The organism is Dyadobacter subterraneus (assembly GCF_015221875.1).
Lineage (GTDB): Bacteria > Bacteroidota > Bacteroidia > Cytophagales > Spirosomataceae > Dyadobacter > Dyadobacter subterraneus.
This window is the reverse complement of sequence record NZ_JACYGY010000002.1, coordinates 435,991-454,001: the sequence shown is the minus strand read 5'-3', so window position 1 is coordinate 454,001 and position 18,011 is coordinate 435,991. Positions and strand designations below refer to the sequence as shown.

Below are 18,011 nucleotides of genomic sequence, written 5' to 3'. Positions count from 1 at the left end.
AAAAAACTTTACTCCGTTACTATACAAAAAATAAAGGCAGGCTTACCCAGAAAGTAAGCTTGCCTTTTTGTCTTTATAAGTTTCCAGATTACTCCTCCGTTCCCAAAACCTCCCGAAAAACATCAAGCAGCCCTTCTGATGGTTCCTGCCCTTTATTTTTACTTTTAAAATATTCCTGAAAAAGGTTTTCCATACTCAAAGTAAGATCGATGGTTGAAGCACTTCCCTCTTCTGCTATTTTTTTGATCTGGGGAATAATCTGCACCAAACCGGAATGTGCCTCGGTAAGCCGTTTTTTATCCGCAGCCTCCAGGTAGTTATCCGAAACGATCGTAAGTTCAATTAAGTCTTCGGAATGCTCGTGCAGCCAGTTTATTGCCTCATCAATAGAATCAAACTTTCCGCGACGAAGTTTCTTTCCTTTTGTCAGTTCGATAGCGCGGTAATTATTTAATTTTCCTGCTTCTGCGTCAAGGAGAATGACATACTTCGTCTGATTTGCTTCTGAAAAACTATATGCCAGCGGACTGCTTGAATAAACGGAAGGAGCCGGAATTTTGTCGACGCGATGATAACGGTGCAAATGTCCGAGTGCGATATAATGAATTTGTTCAGGAAAATTTTCTGTATAAATCGCCTGCGCGCCACCGATATGTAAAATCGGGCGTTCTTCATCCGGTTCTTCTTCCGGTGCCGGATCACCTTTTTTCATCACATATAAATGCGTGACTAAAAGATTGAAACCATTGTCATCGAGATATTTTTCAGCCAGTTCCTGCCAGTGTTTTTGCAGATGCGTCCGCAGGTTTTCCTCGGAATCTTCCAGTCCCAGGAATGTTTTCAAACGCTGTTCATTTGCATAAGGAGTATGCAGAACACGAAGCGGAACATCTGAATTTGGTAGTTTAATTTCAATAAAACCCTTGTCTGATTTCGTCACTTCAAGTCCGGCTTGTGTGCGAAACAGTTTAATTTCTGCATTTGGGAAACCGACAAAAATGATCCCGCAAACTTTCGCCAAAGCGTCAGGAACTTCAATGCGTTCTGGTGAATCATGATTTCCGGCAATAGCTATTACGGCACGACTTCCATGCGCTGATAGTCGGTACAAGGTGCTGTATAATAATTCAGTTGATTCGGACGAAGGATTGAAATTATCGAACAGATCACCCGCTACTACAACCGCATCAACCTCTTCCCGATCGGCGATCTCGCAAATTTCATCCAATACAAGCCTTTGCTCTTCCAATCTGGAAAAGTTGTCAAGCTTTTTTCCAATATGCCAGTCAGCGGTGTGGAGAATTTTCATTTTGGGTAATTATTTTAGCGAAATTAATACTTCGTTTGAATACATTTGAAATATTTAATTCAACTGCATTGATCAATCGTTTCCAAAAAATAAATAAAAACATCAGGATGTGGGCATTCATTACCTTCATCTTATCGACGGTAATCTCCTGCCAGAAAAAACCAGCCAACTCAGAAAATGCCGGTATCGCCATTTCTTTCGACGATCATTTTATAAACGATTGGTACGCATTAAGATCACTTTTTCAGAAATATAATGCTCACGTTACGTTTTTCCTTACCTGCCCGGATTCACTGACTACCGACGAAATTGTCAAAATAAAACAGCTTCAAAAAGACGGGCATGAAATCGGTTTTCATGGAACGATACATGGGAATGCGACAGCAATGTTACAATCAGAGGGACCGCAAAAATATATTGAAACCGAACTTGAACCAGGCCTAAAACACCTGGCACAAATTGGTATAAAACCTACTTCCTATGCACATCCAGGCGGTAACCATACGGATCAGGCAGATTCAATTTTATTGGCAAACGGATTTAAAATTTTACGAGATGTGGCTCAGGCAGAACGGAAATTATTTGGGGTGCCTGTATATCATTTTGAACCGAGAATTATGAGCTGGATTTATTATCCTTTCAACAAAGAACAAATTGTGGATGCGCTGATGATCGATGAAGGAACAAATATCAGCGAAAAAGAAATAAAACAAGCACTGAAAAAAGCAAAAGACACAAACACGGCCATTATGCTTTTTGGGCATCAACCACTATATGAAAAACCAAAAAACGGCCAGTACGGATTTAGCGTGGCATTTTTAGAAACAATCCTAAAAGAAGCAAAAGCCCAAAACCTGAAATTCTACACCATGTCAGAACTCCCTGACAAAAAATAAAACTCCCAAAACTCCGTGAAAAACTCAAATAACTCTGCGTTTAAAAAAACTAACGTCCAAAATGCCGATCCTTAAAAGCCAATAAAGGTTTTTCGAAATAATTATAAGAAAGTGCCGTAACTGCTACGGATAATACAAAGCTTAAAATATAAAGTATGACGTGATATGTAGTTCCTGTAATTTGAGGAGCAAATGTCCTTAATGCATTGATTATAAAAACAATGACAAAAACGTGATAAATATAAAGTCCATAAGAAATCTTACCCAGATAGCTCATGACCTTATTTTCCAGACTGATAATTGTATTTTTATTGCAGGAAACATTCAGCACAAAAAAGCTAAAAAAGAGCGCATACAGTTCGAGAAATCCTGTGAAGTGAACGCCGGAAAAAAACAGAACAGCTAACAAAGTGTATACCACGATTTGTACATCCTTTCTAAAAACAAAATCGAGAATTTTACTTTTTTGGGAATAAACAAGATACGCGCATAGACCTCCCAAAGCCATTGTTTGAATTCTGAACTGCCCAAGAAAAGTTGTGATAGCCGACATTTTCTCTTCGTCTGTTTTATCCAAAAGATAAGCGCCGCCAAAGAGAAGAGCAATCGTTACAAAAAGGAAAAGAAAAACGATTCGCCCACTCTTTTTTGGATATTTGATAATCCAGGGCCATAAATAATAAAATTGCTCTTCTACGCCTATGGACCAGGTTTGTGCGCACCAGTAAGGTAGATCATACAAGACAAAAGCATAGTTTGGTAGAACCAAAAACAGCAACGCTAGTCGTGGTGCGACATGATTTGCCAGTTTTTCATTGGCGCCCGGAAAATACAGCAGGTCAATATGTGGAAAAACAAAAAAGGAAAGTCCGATGATCAGAAAATAAATCGGCCAGATCCTGAAAACACGGCGTAAATAGAATTTTTTAGCATCCACATCACCAAAGCGGCCTTTTTCTTCCAGCAGTAAATAGGTAATCAAAAATCCGCTCAATACGAAAAACAGACCTACACCTAATCGTCCTGCATGTTTTATGATCGTCACATCATATAAATTGTCAATACCAAAAGCATGTTTGGCCTGCTCCAAATGGTGAAAAACCACTAAAAGTGCTGCGATGCAGCGGATACCATTTAAATTGGGAAAGTAACGTTTGTTTTCCGAGTGTGCCACGTATTTCTATTCTTACTTCGATTCAAACCACGACATCCATTTTCCCTGCGCACGCATCACTTGCTCTATTACGTCGCGGACCGCTCCCTGGCCACCTTTTGCAGGAGAAATATAATCTGCAATGGCAAGAATTTCCTGATCAGAATCAGCGGGGCAAGCACCTAACACAGAAGTTTTCATTACTTCATAATCCGGCAGATCATCACCCATGAAAATGATTTCGTTTTCAGTTAGTCCGCGTTCCTGAAGATATTTCTTGAAGATTGGTAATTTCCCGTCGGGTGTTGTTCCAATGAAAATGTCTTTAACACCTAAATATTCCAGCCTTTTTCGAACGCCAACCTGATTTTGTGCAGAAAGAATGGCGACATTATATCCCAATCTGACAGCACGGTTAATACCATATCCGTCACGGACATTGAAAATCCGGGGCTGTTCTCCGCTTTCCAGCGCGATAACACTGCCGTCGGTCATAACACCGTCCACATCAAAAATAAAGGTTGTAATCTGTTTGAAACGCTCTTCTAAGGCTGAACTCATAAAATTTCAAGATTGGAACTGTGTGCAAAGATAGTCTAACTTTTTTCCCGGCGATGTACCGGTTATTCATTTCCTATATGACGGGTTCGGATCCGTTCGGTCATTAAACGATAAATATCGGTCCAGTCGGGATTAATTTCCTGTAAATATTCGAGATGCCGCCCGGTTGTCGCCCAGTCACCCCGCTTCGCCGGACCGGTTTGTCCCAATGCAGGATCTTCCGATTGCAGTGCTTTGTTAATGGTTGTATTGATAAGCGGCTTCAATAAATCAAAGCTCATTTGTTCTCTGGCGAGCAGATCGTGGGAAATACTTAATAAATGATTGGTGAAATTACTTGCGAAAACGGCCGCTACATGTAAAATAAATCGTTCATCAGAATCAACATGACGGACATAATTACTAACACTTTCGCCCAAAGTCAGCAGTTTCGATTCCACAATATCACTAGTTCCTTCAATACAGATCGGTAACGTTTTGTAATCCATCGGAACTTCTTTTGTGAAAGTCTGTAACGGATAAAAAACGCCGGTTTGCACGGGAACATCACTATAAATTTCCAGCAGATTTTGAAGTTCGGCCAAAGATCTGGTACCTGAAGTATGTACGACGATTACGCCTTCGGGTAGAACAATTCTTTCAATGACCGATTTCAAAGCATCGTCGGAAACCGTAATAAAAATAATCTGCGTATCGCTTTCTGAAAAATTGAGATCAGGCTGAATTTCGGAATCATATAGTAACGATACAAGCTGTCTGGCTTTTTGTGTATCGCGGCTATAAACTTCACAAATAAGATGGCCAGCATCTTCAAATGCCTGAGACAGATGCCATGCAACATTTCCGGCACCGATAAAGGAGATTTTCATTTTGTAGTGAACATTGTGATAACCTGCGTAAGTTATTAAGGCATAGCCAACTTCACAAATCAGTTTACGATCGGCGCAGTTTGTTCTGCGGAAGTTATACCGGACGGAAGTTCCATAATGCGCATATTACGGAAATGAATTTCAGCACCTTCCGCTTCCAGGCAGATATACCCTTTCTTCCGTTCTGATGCGCGGAGCCCGTTTACAAATTTTCCGTTGACGGACAATTTTACGGTTCCATCCACGCAAACCACCACATATTTATTCCACTCTCCTTTTCCTTTGCAGCGTTTTTCAATGGATTTACTGCGGATTCCACGCGGATTATCGGGAATGGCTGTCATGCCCATGGTTGGGAATAATTCGCCGTGGACATAATCATCCGTTGCATTATGCTGTCTTGCATAATCCAGTTCCAGCATTTGTACTTCGATGGCTTTTGTCAGCGGATCGTCTTTAAACTGTGTTCCTTCGCTCCAGACAAAAATCCCGGAATTCCCGCCAGCGGTCATATGTTTCCATTCCACCTCCAAAATAAAATTTTCATATTGCCTGTCCGACCGCATTACGCCGATCGGTAATCCTGAACAAATCAAAGTTCCGTTTTTTACTTTCCAGGTTTCTTTAGAAGTATTGACATCAATCCATCCGTCCAGATTTTTCCCATTAAATAAAGGTCGAAATCCCAGCTTATCAGAATCCTGCGCGTATACATATTGGGTAAAAATTAATGAGAAAATGATAATATGGCAAAGCCGGGACGTGTGGAAGATGTGTTTTGTAGTGTTATTTTCAATATTCATGAGTAAAAGTTTAAGATATTTCAGGATCTGATTTAATCCTGAAAATTATTTAATCAAAGTATTTTCAGTTTGGGTAATACTTGCTTAATAGCTCACAGTCACCAAAAAACTTGGCAATTCGTCTTTAAAAAGCAATTTTCTGCATCGGTCACCCATATCAAAAGTATTGTAAAAGCTAGGTCATTCGGGAAAAATTACAAACATACTTGTAATTCAATTTGTTAAACTCTATATTTGCACTCCCATTTTGCGATGGGACTGTTCTATAACAGTGTAATTTATTGAAAATCAATTAAAATTTTTGTTAATCGTGGATACGTTAAGCTACAAAACCATCTCGGCGAACAAAAACACAGTGAACAAGGAGTGGGTTGTTGTGGATGCCAAAGGTGCAGTTCTTGGTCGTTTGGCCAGTGAAGTTGCCAAAATTATCAGAGGCAAGCACAAAGCAAGTTATACTCCTCATGTAGACTGTGGTGATAATGTTATCATTATCAACGCCGATAAAGTAAAGTTGACAGGTAAGAAGTTGACAGACAAAATTTATGTTCGTCACACTGGATACCCAGGAGGTCAGCGTTTTCAAACTCCTCGCGAATTGCTTGAAAAACACCCGGAACGTGTGATAGAGAAAGCCGTGAGAGGTATGCTTCCAAAAAGTCGTTTGGGACGTCGTTTGTTTACTAATTTGTTCGTTTATGCCGCTGCGGAACATCCGCATAGTGCTCAACAACCTAAAGAAATACAGTTCTAAGCCTCTGAGGTTTAAAACTGATAACGCAAAAGCAATACATGGAAGTTATCAACACAATTGGTAGAAGAAAAACAGCTGTGGCGCGCATCTACCTAACGCCAGGTAAAGGAGAAATCAAAGTAAACGGCCGCGATTTTAAAGAGTACTTTCCTTTTGAAGTACACCAGATCGTTTTGCAAATGCCTTTCGTTACTATTAGCGGTAGCAACGGTTACGATGTTAAAGTAAACGTAAGAGGTGGTGGAATATCCGGACAAGCTGAGGCTGTTCGTATGGCTATTTCACGTGCATTGGTTGAATATAACGGAGAATTCCGTGGAGCGTTGAAGAAAGAAGGATTCCTTACTCGTGACCCTCGTATGGTTGAACGTAAGAAATACGGTCGCGCTAAGGCTCGTAAGAGATTCCAGTTCTCGAAACGTTAATATTTTCTTTGTCAGGATAGTCAGTTATGGTCAGGAAATAGTCAGGTATCGTTTCGGCTTAGAAGCAAAACAATAAATGACAATCCATGGCAACAAATGACAACCCTTGACAGAAAGATGTCCAGACAGTACTTATCGTGCCCGATGTGCTGTGCTGCGTAAAAAATCATTAATCTTATAAATTCAAATTTGGCAATGGCACAAATAGAATATAAAGACCTATTGGATGCAGGTGTGCATTTTGGTCACCTTACCCGCAAGTGGGATCCCCGTATGGCTCCATATATCTTTATGGAAAAAAACGGTATTCACATCATTGACCTGAACAAAACACTTAGCTGCGTAGAATCAGCTGAAGCTGCTTTGAAACAGATCGTTCGTTCAGGACGTAAGATCATGTTTGTGGCTACTAAAAAACAAGCGCAGGAAATTGTAACGGAAGAGGCAAAACGCCTTAAAATGCCTTACGTAACTGATCGTTGGTTGGGTGGTATGCTTACAAACTTTGGCACAATTCGCAAGTCTTTGAAAAAAATGCAGACTCTTGAGAAGATGCTTAAAGACGAAACCACGGTTAGCAATATCGCGAAAAGAGAACGCCTGATGCTTACACGTGAAAAGGACAAATTGGAAAGAGTGTTAGGTGGTGTAGCTGACTTAACGCGCCTTCCGGCTGCACTTTTCATCGTTGATGTGAAACGTGAACACATTGCGGTTTCAGAAGCAAAAAGATTGAACATCCCTATTTTTGCGATCTGTGATACAAACTCAAACCCTGATTTGGTTGATTTCCCAATTCCAAGTAATGATGATGCATACAAAGCTATCTCATTGATTACTTTGGCGATCGGTAAGGCAATTGAAGAAGGTCTGATGGAACGCAAGCAGGATAAAGACGATCAGCGTCTTGTTGAGGAAGAAGAAGCCAAACGTCAGGTTGACAAAGGCGGTGAGGAAGCTGCTGCAGCACCACGTGCTGAGGTTCCAGCTATTGAAAGTGACGAAGAATAGTCAGGGCGATATGAATCAGGTTAATTTTTAACCTTTTTCTTTCTGATAGATAAAGTAGCCCATAGCCATTTGCTATGGGCTACATTTTTTAAAATTCAAATTGAAAAATAGTCTTTCCTCTATCGTTAACATTTGCTTAATCTGTTAATCACAGGAATTGAACTGTTTTGTAAAAAGTTTTTAACCATTTAGAAATAAGTCATGGCAATTACCGCTCAAGATGTAAATAAACTTCGCCAGATGACTGGCGCAGGTATGATGGATTGTAAAAAAGCACTTCAGGAAGCTGATGGTGATTTTGACAACGCCGTTGATATTCTACGTAAACAAGGACAAAAAGTAGCTGCAAAACGTGCTGATAACGAAGTAGCAGAAGGAACAGTATTGGTAGCAATCAGTGCTGACGGAACAAATGGTAAACTTGTGGCTTTCGCTTGCGAAACTGAACCAGTTTCAAACGTTGAAGACTTCAAAAACCTTGCTCAAAGTATTTTGGATAAAGCTGTTGCTGACGATATCCAGGATAAAGAATCTTTACTTGCTGCGACTTTGGCTGACGGCCGTCCGGTAAGCGAAAACATCGTTGACCTTGTTGGTAAACTGGGAGAGAAATTGGTTATCGCTGCTTACGAAAACGTAACGGCTGACCAGGTTGTTTCCTACATTCACTCAAACGGTAAACTTGGTGTATTGGTAGCGTTCGAAGGAGTTAACGGAACTGACGTTAGCGAACTTGGAAAAGACGTTGCTATGCAAATTGCTGCAATGAAACCAGTTGCTCTTGACAAAGACGGTGTTGATTCAGCAACAGTTGAACGCGAAATCGAAGTTGGTAAAGAACAAGCTCGTGCAGAAGGCAAGCCAGAAGCAATGCTTGAAAAAATCGCTCAGGGTAAATTACAGAAGTTCTACAAAGATAATACTTTGTTGAACCAGGAATTTGTTAAAGATTCTTCATTAACTATCCGCCAATTGGTTGAGAAAACTGCTAAGGGTTTGACTGTAAAGTCATTCAAAAGAGTAGCAATTGGAGCATAATTAAAAAAAAATAGTAAAAAAATAAAAACAACGCCTGACGTATACTTGTATACCAGGCGTTGTTTTTGTTATTTGCCGTCACAAAAATATTTTTTACACACTAAATAAGGCTTGCTCTGTTACTTTTTACATGTATGGCAGTCAAAACGTTTAAAGAAGAACTGAAAGAAAATAATTACACTGACGAAGAATTGGTGAAATTATTCGTGGATACGCAGCGTAACCACTATTTCGAAAAATTGTACTCGCGATATGCTGATAAGGTTTATCACAAGTGCTTATCTTTTATAAAAGATTCGGCAAAAGCTGAGGATCTCACACACGATATCTTTTTAAAACTGATATTCAAGCTGGGTACCTTTAAAGAAGACGCCAAATTTTCTACATGGCTGTATTCGATAACATACAACCACTGTATGGACCAATTGCGATCTAACAAGAAAAGAGGTGAAGTATATCAGGACGAACCAATGGAGGTTTCTGATGATATTGATCTTAATAATCTTTTCGACGGAGACGACATTGAGGCGAGAAATTTAAAAACCGCGCTGGATCACCTGACTGTCGATGAAAAGGGTATTTTATTCATGAAATATACCGATGACCTCAGTATCAGGGATATTGCAGATATATTTAAAATAACCGAAAGTGCGGTAAAAATGCGTCTGCTGAGATCGCGCGAAAAGCTGCGTAAGAAATATCTTGAAACAATTATTTTCCTGGGTATATTCTTCGTCAAAATGATAGAACTAATCAGATATTTTATAAACAGCTGAAAAATATGCCCTCAGGAAATACAGTTTTTAAAGATTTAGAGTCTACTGAGGAAGTACCAGCCTACCTTAAAAGAGCATTGGTTTCAGAAGTAAATACCATCAGAGATACCATGCACGTGGTTGAACACTTTACAGAACACTTTTTGAATACCCTGGTTGTCAGTCTTTCCATTGAGGATACTGATTTATAAAACGCCGGACACCAAGATTACAAGTTGCAAACACACATTTTACTCTCTACATATGAACAACCTTCCCAACATCTCTGAAATTTTAGTTAACACTTTTAACACCTTAATCAACCAGTTTGTAATTTTTGTCCCTAGGGTTATTGGATGTTTTATCATCATAGCAATTGGATATCTGGTTGCAAAAGGGGTGACAATCGTAATCAGAAAAGTGCTGAGTTCGATTGGATTTGACCGAATCGGAGACAAATTGAATGAAATTGGCTTAATTAAACAGCTTAAAACGGAAATCAGACTTAGTGACATTGTCGCAAAAGTTGTCTATTACTTTATTCTGTTAATCTTCCTGACGGCTGCAACTGAAACTTTGGGCGTGGATGCCATCACAAGTATGGTCCTATCGTTAGTTAATTTTATTCCAAAACTGATTGCCGCGGCAGTTATGCTTCAAATTGGAATTATGATTTCAGACGCTATAAAAGGCGCTGTCGTTGCAACATGTAAATCCTTCAATATTCCTTCTTCCAAGCTAATTGGAAATATTGCATTTGTCTTCTTTCTGATTATCACATTTATCAGTGCACTAGGACAAATCGGCATTGAAACTACCTTGCTTGAATCCAGCTTTATTCTTGTAATTGGCGGGGTAATACTATCTTTTTCATTGGGTTACGGTATCGCATCGAAAGATGTTTTGTCTAATATCATTTCTTCATTTTATAGTCGTAAGAATTACAAAGAAGGCCAGGTTATCAAGATTGATGACGTCAAAGGTGTCATTACCAAAATTGATAATACCACGGTAACCATTGTAAACGACACCACAACCACAATACTGCCATTACAGTTTTTTCAGACCCGGCAGGTTGAAATTTTTAATTAATACGTTAAATTTTTGAATGCGCATGAACTTCAAAACCACATTTCGCACACTAATTATTTGTTTATTATTTGTCACATTCAAAAGTGCTTTTGCACAGGATGATATCACAAAAAAGGTCGATCTTACGAATTCTTTGAGTGGATCGAGACTTAAAGTCAAGGGAGATACAACCTGGAAAAAGATAGAATTTGGAGTAAACGTTACACAAGGCTCTTTCAGCTCCAACTGGACGGGCGGTGGTGTAAGTTCAATCGCGCTCGGTGCTTTATTCAATGCACTTAGTGAAAAGAGAACGGGAAAACATTCGTGGAGAAATGATTTTCAATCTCAATACGGTATTGTCAAAAACAAATCTCAGGGAAGCCGCAAAAATCTTGACCGCATTTTTTTTGATACCAAATACAATTACGAGCTTACTAAGGAATGGAGTTTATTTGCAAATTTTAACCTTTTGTCGCAGTTCGCAAATGGGTATACTTATTCAACTTCACCGGATTCCGTAGGTGCCAAGAAAAAAGTTTCCGGACTATTTGCACCGGCCTACCTTACAGAAGCCATTGGTATTGAATACCGCCCTGCTCCTTACTTTTTTATAGATCTTGCTCCGGGAGCCGTTCGTCAAACAATTGTTTCAGACAAAAATTTGTATCTGAATATTCCTGAAAATTATGGTGTTAAAATTGGGAAACGATTCCATAATGAAGTGGGTATCGTGCAGTTGGTTGCCAATTTTGATAAGGAAGTAGTGAAGGATTTGAATCTTAAATTCAGATATCAATTGTTTACTGCCTACAACAAAAATCAGATCACGGATAAGAAAGAATTTAAGAATGATCACAGGCTGGATGCCATGGTGACGGCTAAAATCGCTAAATATTTCAATGTCAATTTAGGAGCAATAATAATATATAATAAATCGCAGGTTGATGACATTCAGTTTGCACAAGGGTTAAGTATTGGGTTTTTGTATACATTTTAATTAGATTTATCCCACATACATTTAACCTTAGACTATTATGCTACAGGAATTTAAAACGTTTATTGCTCAGGGCAATGTGCTCGATCTGGCTGTTGGAGTTGTTATTGGTGCAGCATTTGGCAAAATCACGACTTCATTGGTTGAAGACATTATCAACCCTATTCTGGGGATACTCATTGGGGGAGTTGATTTTACCCAGTTGAAAATTGTACTGAAAGAAGCAGTTGACAAAACACCGGAAGTTTCCATTAAATATGGTAATTTTCTTCAAACGCTTATCCAGTTCCTGATCATTGCCTGGGTTATTTTCCTGATCGTTAAAGTGGCAAATCGTTTAAGACTTTCAGAGAAAAAACCAGTCTGAAACTTTCCAAAAATATATATAATAGAAGGGGCATGATTTCATGCCCCTTTTTTTGTGAGAGTTTTTTGAAGAAAGCGTAAAAAAATCTTCCATGAAAGCGATTAATCTGCGTACTTTACTTCCTAGTTAAAATTCTAAAATATGTTGCAGAAAAAACTCGTCGTATTAGGTGGCGGAGAAAGCGGAATAGGGGCGGCAATACTTGGTAAATTAAAGGGATTCGAAGTTTTTTTGTCGGATCGCAGTCCAATCAGTGATAAATACCGTGAAGTGTTACTTCGCGAAAATATAAATTTTGAAGAAGGTTTTCATACAGAATCATTGATTCTGAAAGCCGATGAAGTGGTGAAAAGTCCGGGAATTCCCGACAAAGCACCTATCATTCAGGCATTAGCAGCCAAAGGGATTTCAATTATCTCAGAGATAGAATTTGCATCCCGTTATACAAAAGCAAAGCTGATTGCAATTACCGGAAGCAATGGAAAGACGACAACATCTTTACTTACTTATCATCTTCTACGCGAAGCAAATCTGAATGTCGGCCTTGCCGGAAATATCGGTGAAAGTTTTGCCTGGCAGGTAGCTGAAAAAAACTTTGATTATTATGTACTGGAAATCAGCAGTTTCCAATTAGATAATATCGTTGATTTTCATCCAAACATTTCAGTAATATTAAACATTACACCAGACCATCTCGATCGTTACAATTACGATTTTCAAAACTACGTCAATTCGAAATTTAATATCATTCAGAATCAGACAGCAGATGACGATTTTATTTATTTCTCGGATAGCGAAGTTATCATTTCGGAACTTCTGAAAAGAACGGTGCTGCCTAAAAAATGGGCTATCTCTTTAAAAGATACAATTACGGAAGGTGGATATCTGGCTAACCAGAAACTGGTTTCACAAAGAGAAGATGAACACTACGAACAGGATTTTTCAGAACTTCCAATAAAAGGTCCACACAATGCCGTTAATGCATTGGCAGCAATTCTTGTCGCACAGTCTGTTGGATTGAGTCATGAAGTAATAAAAAGCGGTTTACTGAGTTTTGTTAATGCGCCTCATCGTTTGGAGCAAGTGTTGGTTCTGGATGGTGTAACTTATGTGAATGATTCAAAAGCCACCAATGTGGATTCTGTTTTTTACGCTTTAGGAAGTTTTGAGCAGCCGATTGTGCTCATTGCGGGCGGTGTAGATAAAGGAAATGATTATAGCCAGATAGAAGAACTGGTAAGAAAGAAAGTGAAGGCATTGATTATTCTATCGCCTGATTATAAGAAATTAAAAGAATATTTTGGCGAAATTGTACCTGAAATCTATGTAACAGAAGACGTTCAGGATGCCGTAAATCAGGCTCAGAAATGGAGTGTTCCGGGAGATATTGTATTGCTTTCTCCTGCCTGCGCGAGCTTTGATTTATTCAAAAATTATGAAGACCGGGGCGAGAAATTCAAACAAGCCGTTAGGAACTTAACAAGCAAGTGACAGCAACATGGATGGTTTTCAAAAAGTAAGGGAAGAAACCCAGGCATGGTTTTCCAGGAATCTTAAAGGAGATCCCTGGATCTGGGGCATTTGTATTGGCATGCTGCTTTCTAGTATCGTTGTGGTTTATAGTGCGAGTGTAAAAGATGCATACAGCGTGAAACAGGGAAATACGGAATATTACCTTTTTAAACATACCGTATTATGCTTTCTTTCACTGCTGATCATGTTTTTTGTACATCGCATCCCCTACATAAAATTTGTGTATGTGACAAGAATGGCAGTATGGAGCTCTATTTTGCTGCTCATTTTTGCTATGTTTTTTGGACGATCTGTTAATGAAGCCTCACGCTGGATTGAAATACCGATAATCGGACAACGTTTCCAGCCATCAGAATGGGCAAAAGTGGCTTTGATCGCACATTTATCCCTTATTCTTGCAAGACATATCAAAGGCGGATGGAATACCAGAGAGCTATTTATGGAACCGTTGGCACTTGTCGGAGTAGTTTGCGGATTGATTTTTACGAGTAATGTATCAACCGCCTTCATGCTTGCCGGTATCTGCTTTTTATTAATGTTTGTTGGAAAGGTACCTATTCACTATTTGCTTTTTACGGCAATGGGACTGGTGTTTTTTGCCGGAGTTGCGATTTTGCTGAATTCTACACAAAGGTCTAACACCGCTCAAAACAGGATATCTTCTTTTTTAGATAAAGATGTGGTGGTTTACCAATCGCAGCAATCTTATATGGCCATGGCCCGAGGTGGACTTTATGGCGAAGGCGTTGCGAAAAGCCGGCAAAGAAGATTTTTACCAGAACCTCAAAAGGATTTTATTTTTGCGGTCGTAGTAGAAGAATACGGAACATTGGGCGGGACAGCGCTTATGATATTATATCTCATTTTATTATTCCGAGGACTAAAAGCCATTGAAGCAACCAAACGGCCTTTTGGCGGATTATTATCAGCCGGATTAACCTTTGTAGTCGTTAGTCAGGCTTTCTCTGCCATGGCGGTAACAGTTGGATTGGTACCAGTAACTGGTCAGACGCTACCGTTTTTTAGTCAGGGTGGAACGTCGCTGTTGTTTACCGGAGTTGCAATGGGCATGATCCTAAGCGTCAGCCGGGGAGAAAAAATGGATGAGCAAAAGATTTAACAATACTTATGTCAAAAAGAGTAATTATTAGTGGAGGCGGTACAGGCGGACATATTTATCCTGCCATAGCGATTGCCAATGCGCTGAAAGAAATTGAACCGGGTATTGAAATTCTCTTTGTTGGAGCACTTGGCAAAATGGAAATGGAGAAAGTGCCGCGTGCCGGATATAAAATTATTGGTTTGCCAATCGTAGGAATTAAGAGAGAAATCTCCCTGGATAATCTGGCTTTTCCCGTAAAGCTTACAAGTAGTTTGTGGAAAGCCAGATCAGTTATAAAAGATTTTAAACCGGATGTCGCCGTTGGTGTTGGTGGTTTTGCAAGCGGACCTTTATTAATGATCGCATCTTTACTTGGCATACCAACCCTTATACAAGAACAAAATTCCTACGCAGGAATAACAAATAAACTTTTGGCAAAAAGAGCCAGCAAAATCTGTGTGGCTTATCCCGGCATGGAAGCTTTTTTCCCAAAAGAAAAGATTAGAGTTTATGGAAATCCGGTGAGAAGCGATATTGTTGATGTCACTTCTAAAAGAAAAGAGGCGCTGGCCTATTTTGGATTTCAAGATGACCGGAAAACGCTTTTTGTGATGGGAGGAAGTTTGGGAGCGAAATCCATTAATGAAAGTTTAAATGCAGGTATTGGAGATCTGGTAAAAGCCGGATATCAGGTTTTGTGGCAAACAGGAAAAGGATTTATCCGTACTGCGCAGGAAACTGTTTCAACCTTAAAATCCGATGCTGCGAAAGTTTTTGAATTCATTTATGAAATGGATCTGGCTTATGCGGTTGCTGATGTTGTGGTTTCGCGTGCGGGGGCGTTGTCGGTTTCAGAACTATGTCTGGCGGTGAAACCAACAATTTTGATACCATTTCCTTTTGCATCGGAAGATCATCAAACTAAAAATGCGATGAATCTGGTGGAGCAGGACGCGGCTGTTTTTATCAAAGATTCAAGTGCGGCGGAGGAATTAATCCCAGGCGCATTGACTTTGTTGGGAGATGAAAAAAGGCAGAATGAACTGAAAACAAATATCAAAAAACTGGCTAAACCAACGGCTGCTTATGATATCGCGGCAGAAGTGCTGAAATTAATCAAGTAGCGTTCAAATTATTATAACAAAACATTATTTAGGCTTTTATGAATGAATGGAAATACATCTATTTTGTAGGAATTGGCGGAATTGGTATGAGTGCTTTGGCCAGATGGTTTAAGGCGAATTCGTTTCAGGTGGCGGGTTATGACAAAACTTTGACACCACTTGTACAAACGCTGATTTCTGAGGGTATTCCCGTTAATCTGGAAGATGAAATTGAAGCTATACCAGCAGAATTTATTGCCGATCCGTCAAAAACGCTGATTGTCTATACGCCGGCCGTTCCGGTTCAGCATAAGCAAATGAATTATTTCAGGCAGGAAAATTTTATGATACTGAAAAGATCACAGGTATTAGGTTTGCTGACAAAGAATTTAAGAACGGTAGGAGTGGCAGGAACGCACGGAAAGACGACAACATCTTCACTAGTCGCACATATTTTACGATATGCTGATGTAAATACGACTGCTTTTCTGGGAGGAATTACCCAGAATTATGGTACCAATTTGTTGCTTAATGCACCAACCGAAAATCTTAGTGAAGTGGTTTGTGTTGTGGAAGCTGATGAATTTGACCGTTCATTTTTAACACTTTTTCCTGAAATTGCTATTGTCACTTCTACGGATGCTGACCATCTTGATATCTACGGAAAACATGAAAATGTTCTGGAATCTTTCAGGGATTACGTCGGGCAGATTGATGAAGACGGGGCTTTGTTTATGAAAAAAGGACTTGATCTGGCTTCAAGTACAAAAGCAAAAGTTTTTACCTATTCATTGAAAGAAGGAGACTATCACGCAGATCGTATCCGGATCGAAAATGCAAGATTCGTTTTTGACGTCGTTCATCCCGGAGGTGTTATTGAAAACGTGGCAATGAAAATTCCGGGTTACCATAATATTGAAAATTCGCTTGCAGCCAGTGCCGTAGCTTTGTATTTGGGCGTTTCTTCTGAAAATATAAAAGGTGCGCTTGAAAGTTATAAAGGAGTAAAAAGGCGCTTTGAATATCAGGTTGAATTACCTTCAAAAGTTTACATCGACGATTACGCCCATCATCCGGCAGAAATCGAAGCATTTTTATCATCGGTAAAAGCACTATATCCGGGAAGGCATGTGACAGGAATTTTCCAGCCGCATTTATTCACCAGAACACGGGATTTTGCTGACGGTTTTGCGGCAAGTCTTTCGATGGTTGACAGATTGTTACTTTTGGAGATTTATCCGGCCAGAGAATTACCAATTGAAGGAGTAAATTCTGACATGTTATTGGATAAAATAACAATCGAAGATAAAAATTTGGTAAGCAAAAAAGATGTTTTAGACCTTTTACCGAAATTAAATACTGATATTGTAGTGACAATTGGTGCTGGTGATATTGACACCCTTGTGGAGCCAATTAAAATCCTTCTCCAAAACCCATTTAGTAATAATTAGTCACCGCGTTTTTAAAATTACTAAGATGTTACGTAAATTTGACTATTCTTGGCATTTGCTTAAACGTAGCTTGTGGCTTATTTTGCCTATTGCCGGAATCGGCATGGCGGAGAGTCGCCTTGGTAATCAGCGATGTAACAACATTATCATCACCGTTGATGGTGATTCTGGGATGCATTTTCTGGATAAAACAGATATTCAAATGCTGCTTACTGAGAATGGAGGAGACCCATTATTAGGTAGCAGATTGCGGGATGTTCATCTTTCGGACCTTGAAAACAGGGTGCGAAAGAATAAACTTGTAAAAAAATGTCAGGTTTTTCGTGACTTAAAGGGTAACATCGTCGTAGAAGTTGAGCAGGAAAAACCACTTGCAAGATGGATCAATACTTCCAAAAGTGGAGAGTGGCGAAATACCTCGGGATACTATATAAATGACGAAGGCGTTTTTTTTCCATTATCTGAAAGTTTCTCAGCCAGAACGCTGTTGGTTTCAGGTCCTTTTTTTACCAGTTCGAAAGAAATGAAGACGAAAAAGGGGGTAATGGTAATGGATTTGATTCGTTTTTTGAATACCAATGAATTTTGGAAAGCGCAGGTTGCAGAAATGTATGTGGATAAAGACGGAGAAGTCCTGTTAACCACAGTTTTAGGCGATCAGCGTGTGGAGTTAGGGATGGCAGAAGATTTTGAATCGAAATTCAGTAAACTTCGTATTTTTTATGATAATGTACTTAGCAAAGACTGGAGTAGATTTTCAAAAATTAGTGTTAAGTTTCAAAATCAAATAGTTTGTGAATAATAATTCACCAT

General features: G+C 39.4%; 20 protein-coding genes. 15 read left to right on the top strand and 5 right to left on the bottom strand.

Features of this window, described 5'->3' with window-relative positions; translation table 11 throughout:
• Positions 1–88 precede the first annotated feature (88 nt).
• Positions 89–1,309 (bottom strand): metallophosphoesterase family protein, encoded by a 1,221-nt coding sequence (locus IEE83_RS27290; RefSeq protein WP_194123931.1) that lies wholly within the window; start codon positions 1,307–1,309, stop codon positions 89–91.
• Between the two features lie 107 nt (positions 1,310–1,416).
• Between IEE83_RS27290 and IEE83_RS27285 the strand changes: the two genes are divergently transcribed.
• Positions 1,417–2,205: a polysaccharide deacetylase family protein gene (locus IEE83_RS27285; RefSeq protein WP_194123930.1), complete on the top strand. Its 789-nt coding sequence runs from the start codon at positions 1,417–1,419 to the stop codon at positions 2,203–2,205.
• A gap of 49 nt (positions 2,206–2,254) precedes the next feature.
• Here the strand turns inward: IEE83_RS27285 and IEE83_RS27280 are convergent, their stop codons facing one another.
• The 4 genes from IEE83_RS27280 to IEE83_RS27265 all read right to left on the bottom strand — a co-directional run bounded on the left by IEE83_RS27280 (position 2,255) and on the right by IEE83_RS27265 (position 5,591).
• Positions 2,255–3,379: an acyltransferase family protein gene (locus tag IEE83_RS27280; protein WP_194123929.1), complete on the bottom strand. Its 1,125-nt coding sequence runs from the start codon at positions 3,377–3,379 to the stop codon at positions 2,255–2,257.
• A 12-nt stretch (positions 3,380–3,391) separates the two neighbouring features.
• On the bottom strand, positions 3,392–3,919 hold the full coding sequence (locus IEE83_RS27275) for a KdsC family phosphatase (protein WP_194123928.1): 528 nt from the start codon (positions 3,917–3,919) through the stop codon (positions 3,392–3,394).
• A 62-nt stretch (positions 3,920–3,981) separates the two neighbouring features.
• Entirely contained in the window at positions 3,982–4,788 is an 807-nt protein-coding gene (locus tag IEE83_RS27270; protein ID WP_194123927.1) for a Rossmann-like and DUF2520 domain-containing protein, read from the bottom strand.
• A 59-nt stretch (positions 4,789–4,847) separates the two neighbouring features.
• Complete coding sequence (locus IEE83_RS27265) at positions 4,848–5,591, bottom strand: 3-keto-disaccharide hydrolase (protein ID WP_194123926.1); 744 nt, start codon at positions 5,589–5,591, stop codon at positions 4,848–4,850.
• A 310-nt stretch (positions 5,592–5,901) separates the two neighbouring features.
• On the opposite strand from IEE83_RS27265, the gene rplM reads away from it, so the two are divergent.
• The 14 genes from rplM (at position 5,902) to IEE83_RS27195 (ending at position 18,000) form a co-directional block, all read left to right on the top strand.
• Positions 5,902–6,345, top strand: coding sequence for a 50S ribosomal protein L13 (gene rplM / locus IEE83_RS27260; RefSeq protein WP_090340119.1), 444 nt, complete (start codon positions 5,902–5,904; stop codon positions 6,343–6,345).
• Positions 6,346–6,383: 38 nt separating this feature from the next.
• A complete protein-coding gene (rpsI, locus tag IEE83_RS27255; RefSeq protein ID WP_194123925.1) occupies positions 6,384–6,770 on the top strand; it encodes a 30S ribosomal protein S9 in 387 nt (128 codons plus the stop codon).
• Positions 6,771–6,965: 195 nt separating this feature from the next.
• Positions 6,966–7,781 carry a 30S ribosomal protein S2 gene (gene rpsB / locus IEE83_RS27250; RefSeq protein ID WP_194123924.1) on the top strand — a complete coding sequence of 272 codons (816 nt, stop codon included), beginning with the start codon at positions 6,966–6,968 and terminating at the stop codon, positions 7,779–7,781.
• Between the two features lie 201 nt (positions 7,782–7,982).
• Complete coding sequence (gene tsf, locus IEE83_RS27245; RefSeq protein WP_194123923.1) at positions 7,983–8,819, top strand: translation elongation factor Ts; 837 nt, start codon at positions 7,983–7,985, stop codon at positions 8,817–8,819.
• Between the two features lie 134 nt (positions 8,820–8,953).
• Positions 8,954–9,595, top strand: a complete 642-nt coding sequence (locus IEE83_RS27240) for an RNA polymerase sigma factor (protein WP_194123922.1) — start codon at positions 8,954–8,956, stop codon at positions 9,593–9,595.
• A 5-nt stretch (positions 9,596–9,600) separates the two neighbouring features.
• Positions 9,601–9,786 carry a hypothetical protein gene (locus IEE83_RS27235; protein WP_194123921.1) on the top strand — a complete coding sequence of 62 codons (186 nt, stop codon included), beginning with the start codon at positions 9,601–9,603 and terminating at the stop codon, positions 9,784–9,786.
• A gap of 52 nt (positions 9,787–9,838) precedes the next feature.
• Positions 9,839–10,666, top strand: coding sequence for a mechanosensitive ion channel family protein (locus tag IEE83_RS27230; RefSeq protein ID WP_194123920.1), 828 nt, complete (start codon positions 9,839–9,841; stop codon positions 10,664–10,666).
• Positions 10,667–10,688: 22 nt separating this feature from the next.
• Positions 10,689–11,645 (top strand): DUF3078 domain-containing protein, encoded by a 957-nt coding sequence (locus IEE83_RS27225; RefSeq protein WP_194123919.1) that lies wholly within the window; start codon positions 10,689–10,691, stop codon positions 11,643–11,645.
• Between the two features lie 37 nt (positions 11,646–11,682).
• Positions 11,683–12,009, top strand: a complete 327-nt coding sequence (gene mscL / locus IEE83_RS27220) for a large-conductance mechanosensitive channel protein MscL (RefSeq protein ID WP_194123918.1) — start codon at positions 11,683–11,685, stop codon at positions 12,007–12,009.
• 141 nt (positions 12,010–12,150) lie between these two features.
• Positions 12,151–13,500: a UDP-N-acetylmuramoyl-L-alanine--D-glutamate ligase gene (gene murD, locus IEE83_RS27215; RefSeq protein WP_194123917.1), complete on the top strand. Its 1,350-nt coding sequence runs from the start codon at positions 12,151–12,153 to the stop codon at positions 13,498–13,500.
• 7 nt (positions 13,501–13,507) lie between these two features.
• Positions 13,508–14,662, top strand: a complete 1,155-nt coding sequence (locus IEE83_RS27210) for an FtsW/RodA/SpoVE family cell cycle protein (RefSeq protein ID WP_194123916.1) — start codon at positions 13,508–13,510, stop codon at positions 14,660–14,662.
• A gap of 8 nt (positions 14,663–14,670) precedes the next feature.
• Entirely contained in the window at positions 14,671–15,768 is a 1,098-nt protein-coding gene (murG, locus tag IEE83_RS27205) for an undecaprenyldiphospho-muramoylpentapeptide beta-N-acetylglucosaminyltransferase (protein ID WP_194123915.1), read from the top strand.
• A gap of 38 nt (positions 15,769–15,806) precedes the next feature.
• Positions 15,807–17,198 (top strand): UDP-N-acetylmuramate--L-alanine ligase, encoded by a 1,392-nt coding sequence (gene murC / locus IEE83_RS27200; protein WP_194123914.1) that lies wholly within the window; start codon positions 15,807–15,809, stop codon positions 17,196–17,198.
• A gap of 25 nt (positions 17,199–17,223) precedes the next feature.
• A complete protein-coding gene (locus tag IEE83_RS27195; protein WP_194123913.1) occupies positions 17,224–18,000 on the top strand; it encodes a cell division protein FtsQ/DivIB in 777 nt (258 codons plus the stop codon).
• Positions 18,001–18,011: the final 11 nt, after the last annotated feature.